2 tRNA genes and 3 rRNA genes are annotated in these 5,720 nt (G+C 51.4%); all 5 read left to right on the top strand.

Annotated features, from left to right (window positions below):
- Positions 1-493 precede the first annotated feature (493 nt).
- Positions 494-2,030: ribosomal RNA gene (locus tag ACYAR8_RS22775) — 16S ribosomal RNA — on the top strand.
- Positions 2,031-2,151: 121 nt separating this feature from the next.
- Positions 2,152-2,228: transfer RNA gene (locus ACYAR8_RS22770), tRNA-Ile, on the top strand.
- A 10-nt stretch (positions 2,229-2,238) separates the two neighbouring features.
- Positions 2,239-2,314 (top strand) — tRNA-Ala (locus ACYAR8_RS22765).
- A gap of 232 nt (positions 2,315-2,546) precedes the next feature.
- A 23S ribosomal RNA gene (locus tag ACYAR8_RS22760) occupies positions 2,547-5,439 on the top strand.
- A gap of 146 nt (positions 5,440-5,585) precedes the next feature.
- A 5S ribosomal RNA gene (gene rrf, locus ACYAR8_RS22755) occupies positions 5,586-5,701 on the top strand.
- Together the 16S, 23S and 5S rRNA genes with 2 tRNA genes alongside form the textbook arrangement of a ribosomal RNA operon.
- The last annotated feature ends 19 nt before the right edge of the window (positions 5,702-5,720 follow it).

Below are 5,720 nucleotides of genomic sequence, written 5' to 3'. Positions count from 1 at the left end.
TTGACGCCCCTCTGGATCTGTCTATAATTCGCCCCACTTCCGGCGCAGACGAAACGGAAAACTCCTTGATAATCAAAGAGTTGGACGAAGTAAGCAGCGAGGAATGCTTCGGTTCAGATGCTTGAATCGACAGCGGTGAAAAAGGCAGTTGACAGCAGGTTGTAACGCTGTAGAATTCGCCTCCCGCTGACGTGAGACGTTAAGTCGAACGAAGCGCAAGTGGTTGAAGTTGATAAGGAAACTTTGAAAACTTCTTAAAATAACCGCTTGACAGAGACAAGAGACGCTGTAGAATGCGCGCCTCGGTTGAGACGAAAGATCTTAACCACCCGCTCTTTAACAACTGAATCAAGCAATTCGTGTGGGTGCTTGTGCTGTAAGACTGAAGTCGCAAGATTATCAGCATCGCAAGTTACTCCACGAGAAATCATGGTTTAACCAACGATTGCTGAGCCAAGTTTATAAGGTTTTCTCAAAACCTAATTGCAGTATTGAACTGAAGAGTTTGATCATGGCTCAGATTGAACGCTGGCGGCAGGCCTAACACATGCAAGTCGAGCGGATGAAGAGAGCTTGCTCTCTGATTCAGCGGCGGACGGGTGAGTAATGCCTAGGAATCTGCCTGGTAGTGGGGGACAACGTCTCGAAAGGGACGCTAATACCGCATACGTCCTACGGGAGAAAGCAGGGGACCTTCGGGCCTTGCGCTATCAGATGAGCCTAGGTCGGATTAGCTAGTTGGTGAGGTAATGGCTCACCAAGGCGACGATCCGTAACTGGTCTGAGAGGATGATCAGTCACACTGGAACTGAGACACGGTCCAGACTCCTACGGGAGGCAGCAGTGGGGAATATTGGACAATGGGCGAAAGCCTGATCCAGCCATGCCGCGTGTGTGAAGAAGGTCTTCGGATTGTAAAGCACTTTAAGTTGGGAGGAAGGGCAGTAAGCGAATACCTTGCTGTTTTGACGTTACCGACAGAATAAGCACCGGCTAACTCTGTGCCAGCAGCCGCGGTAATACAGAGGGTGCAAGCGTTAATCGGAATTACTGGGCGTAAAGCGCGCGTAGGTGGTTTGTTAAGTTGAATGTGAAATCCCCGGGCTCAACCTGGGAACTGCATCCAAAACTGGCAAGCTAGAGTAGGGCAGAGGGTGGTGGAATTTCCTGTGTAGCGGTGAAATGCGTAGATATAGGAAGGAACACCAGTGGCGAAGGCGACCACCTGGGCTCATACTGACACTGAGGTGCGAAAGCGTGGGGAGCAAACAGGATTAGATACCCTGGTAGTCCACGCCGTAAACGATGTCAACTAGCCGTTGGAAGCCTTGAGCTTTTAGTGGCGCAGCTAACGCATTAAGTTGACCGCCTGGGGAGTACGGCCGCAAGGTTAAAACTCAAATGAATTGACGGGGGCCCGCACAAGCGGTGGAGCATGTGGTTTAATTCGAAGCAACGCGAAGAACCTTACCAGGCCTTGACATCCAATGAACTTTCCAGAGATGGATTGGTGCCTTCGGGAACATTGAGACAGGTGCTGCATGGCTGTCGTCAGCTCGTGTCGTGAGATGTTGGGTTAAGTCCCGTAACGAGCGCAACCCTTGTCCTTAGTTACCAGCACATTATGGTGGGCACTCTAAGGAGACTGCCGGTGACAAACCGGAGGAAGGTGGGGATGACGTCAAGTCATCATGGCCCTTACGGCCTGGGCTACACACGTGCTACAATGGTCGGTACAGAGGGTTGCCAAGCCGCGAGGTGGAGCTAATCCCAGAAAACCGATCGTAGTCCGGATCGCAGTCTGCAACTCGACTGCGTGAAGTCGGAATCGCTAGTAATCGCGAATCAGAATGTCGCGGTGAATACGTTCCCGGGCCTTGTACACACCGCCCGTCACACCATGGGAGTGGGTTGCACCAGAAGTAGCTAGTCTAACCCTCGGGAGGACGGTTACCACGGTGTGATTCATGACTGGGGTGAAGTCGTAACAAGGTAGCCGTAGGGGAACCTGCGGCTGGATCACCTCCTTAATCGAAGACTCAGCTTCTTCGCAAGTTCCCACACGAATTGCTTGATTCATTGAAGAAGACGATAGAAGCAGCTTTAAGCTCCAAGCTGATAGCTCACGCTAACAGTTACAAGCTCGAAATTGGGTCTGTAGCTCAGTTGGTTAGAGCGCACCCCTGATAAGGGTGAGGTCGGCAGTTCGAATCTGCCCAGACCCACCAATTTTGTTATGGGGCCATAGCTCAGCTGGGAGAGCGCCTGCCTTGCACGCAGGAGGTCAACGGTTCGATCCCGTTTGGCTCCACCATAACTGCTTCTGACTGTTTAAAGCTTAGAAATGAGCGCTCCATCCGCTGGATGATGAGTGTTGATTTCTAGTCTTTTGATTAGATCGTTCTTTAAAAATTTGGGTATGTGATTGAAATATAGACTGGGCACCTCTTTCACTGGTGTGTGTCCAGGCTAAGGTAAAGTTTGTGAAATGCAAACTTTCGGCGAATGTCGTCTTCACAGTATAACCAGATTGCTTGGGGTTATATGGTCAAGTGAAGAAGCGCATACGGTGGATGCCTTGGCAGTCAGAGGCGATGAAAGACGTGGTAGCCTGCGAAAAGCTTCGGGGAGTCGGCAAACAGACTGTGATCCGGAGATGTCTGAATGGGGGAACCCAGCTGTCATAAGACAGTTACCTTACACTGAATACATAGGTGTATGGAGCGAACCAGGGGAACTGAAACATCTAAGTACCCTGAGGAAAAGAAATCAACCGAGATTCCCTTAGTAGTGGCGAGCGAACGGGGACCAGCCCTTAAGTTGATTTGAGATTAGCGGAACGCTCTGGAAAGTGCGGCCATAGTGGGTGATAGCCCTGTACGCGAAAATCTCTTGTCAATGAAATCGAGTAGGACGGGGCACGAGAAACCTTGTCTGAACATGGGGGGACCATCCTCCAAGGCTAAATACTACTGACTGACCGATAGTGAACCAGTACCGTGAGGGAAAGGCGAAAAGAACCGCGGAGAGCGGAGTGAAATAGATCCTGAAACCGTATGCGTACAAGCAGTGGGAGCCCACTTTGTTGGGTGACTGCGTACCTTTTGTATAATGGGTCAGCGACTTATTTTCAGTGGCGAGCTTAACCGAATAGGGGAGGCGTAGCGAAAGCGAGTCTTAATAGGGCGTCTAGTCGCTGGGAATAGACCCGAAACCGGGCGATCTATCCATGGGCAGGTTGAAGGTTGGGTAACACTAACTGGAGGACCGAACCGACTACCGTTGAAAAGTTAGCGGATGACCTGTGGATCGGAGTGAAAGGCTAATCAAGCTCGGAGATAGCTGGTTCTCCTCGAAAGCTATTTAGGTAGCGCCTCATGTATCACTGTAGGGGGTAGAGCACTGTTTCGGCTAGGGGGTCATCCCGACTTACCAAACCGATGCAAACTCCGAATACCTACAAGTGCCGAGCATGGGAGACACACGGCGGGTGCTAACGTCCGTCGTGAAAAGGGAAACAACCCAGACCGTCAGCTAAGGTCCCAAAGTCATGGTTAAGTGGGAAACGATGTGGGAAGGCTTAGACAGCTAGGAGGTTGGCTTAGAAGCAGCCACCCTTTAAAGAAAGCGTAATAGCTCACTAGTCGAGTCGGCCTGCGCGGAAGATGTAACGGGGCTCAAACCATGCACCGAAGCTACGGGTATCATCTTAGGATGATGCGGTAGAGGAGCGTTCTGTAAGCCTGTGAAGGTGAGTTGAGAAGCTTGCTGGAGGTATCAGAAGTGCGAATGCTGACATGAGTAACGACAATGGGTGTGAAAAACACCCACGCCGAAAGACCAAGGTTTCCTGCGCAACGTTAATCGACGCAGGGTTAGTCGGTCCCTAAGGCGAGGCTGAAAAGCGTAGTCGATGGAAAACAGGTTAATATTCCTGTACTTCTGGTTATTGCGATGGAGGGACGGAGAAGGCTAGGCCAGCCTGGCGTTGGTTGTCCAGGTTTAAGGTGGTAGGCTGGAATCTTAGGTAAATCCGGGATTCTAAGGCCGAGAGCTGATGACGAGTGTTCTTTAGAACACGAAGTGGTTGATGCCATGCTTCCAAGAAAAGCTTCTAAGCTTCAGGTAACCAGGAACCGTACCCCAAACCGACACAGGTGGTTGGGTAGAGAATACCAAGGCGCTTGAGAGAACTCGGGTGAAGGAACTAGGCAAAATGGCACCGTAACTTCGGGAGAAGGTGCGCCGGTGAGGGTGAAGGACTTGCTCCGTAAGCTCATGCCGGTCGAAGATACCAGGCCGCTGCGACTGTTTATTAAAAACACAGCACTCTGCAAACACGAAAGTGGACGTATAGGGTGTGACGCCTGCCCGGTGCCGGAAGGTTAATTGATGGGGTTAGCTAACGCGAAGCTCTTGATCGAAGCCCCGGTAAACGGCGGCCGTAACTATAACGGTCCTAAGGTAGCGAAATTCCTTGTCGGGTAAGTTCCGACCTGCACGAATGGCGTAACGATGGCGGCGCTGTCTCCACCCGAGACTCAGTGAAATTGAAATCGCTGTGAAGATGCAGTGTATCCGCGGCTAGACGGAAAGACCCCGTGAACCTTTACTATAGCTTTGCACTGGACTTTGAATTTGCTTGTGTAGGATAGGTGGGAGGCTTTGAAGCGTGGACGCCAGTCTGCGTGGAGCCAACCTTGAAATACCACCCTGGCAACTTTGAGGTTCTAACTCAGGTCCGTTATCCGGATCGAGGACAGTGTATGGTGGGTAGTTTGACTGGGGCGGTCTCCTCCTAAAGAGTAACGGAGGAGTACGAAGGTGCGCTCAGACCGGTCGGAAATCGGTCGTAGAGTATAAAGGCAAAAGCGCGCTTGACTGCGAGACAGACACGTCGAGCAGGTACGAAAGTAGGTCTTAGTGATCCGGTGGTTCTGTATGGAAGGGCCATCGCTCAACGGATAAAAGGTACTCCGGGGATAACAGGCTGATACCGCCCAAGAGTTCATATCGACGGCGGTGTTTGGCACCTCGATGTCGGCTCATCACATCCTGGGGCTGAAGCCGGTCCCAAGGGTATGGCTGTTCGCCATTTAAAGTGGTACGCGAGCTGGGTTTAGAACGTCGTGAGACAGTTCGGTCCCTATCTGCCGTGGACGTTTGAGATTTGAGAGGGGCTGCTCCTAGTACGAGAGGACCGGAGTGGACGAACCTCTGGTGTTCCGGTTGTCACGCCAGTGGCATTGCCGGGTAGCTATGTTCGGAAAAGATAACCGCTGAAAGCATCTAAGCGGGAAACTTGCCTCAAGATGAGATCTCACTGGAACCTTGAGTTCCCTGAAGGGCCGTCGAAGACTACGACGTTGATAGGTTGGGTGTGTAAGCGCTGTGAGGCGTTGAGCTAACCAATACTAATTGCCCGTGAGGCTTGACCATATAACACCCAAGCAATCTGCACAAAGACAGCAGATTGCGGTGTGTGAAGACGCATGAAGACGAAAGTTTGCGAACACACAAGCTGTACCTTGATCACATACCCGATTTGCTGAAGCGTTCGAGAGAACGAGTCAGTACCCGAATTTCTTGACGACCATAGAGCGTTGGAACCACCTGATCCCATCCCGAACTCAGCAGTGAAACGATGCATCGCCGATGGTAGTGTGGGGTTTCCCCATGTGAGAGTAGGTCATCGTCAAGATTAAATTCCAAAACCCCAT

Source organism: Pseudomonas sp. HP_01 (assembly GCF_055284355.1).
The sequence above is the reverse complement of the archived record's forward strand: the minus strand, read 5'-3'. Positions and strand labels throughout refer to the sequence as shown.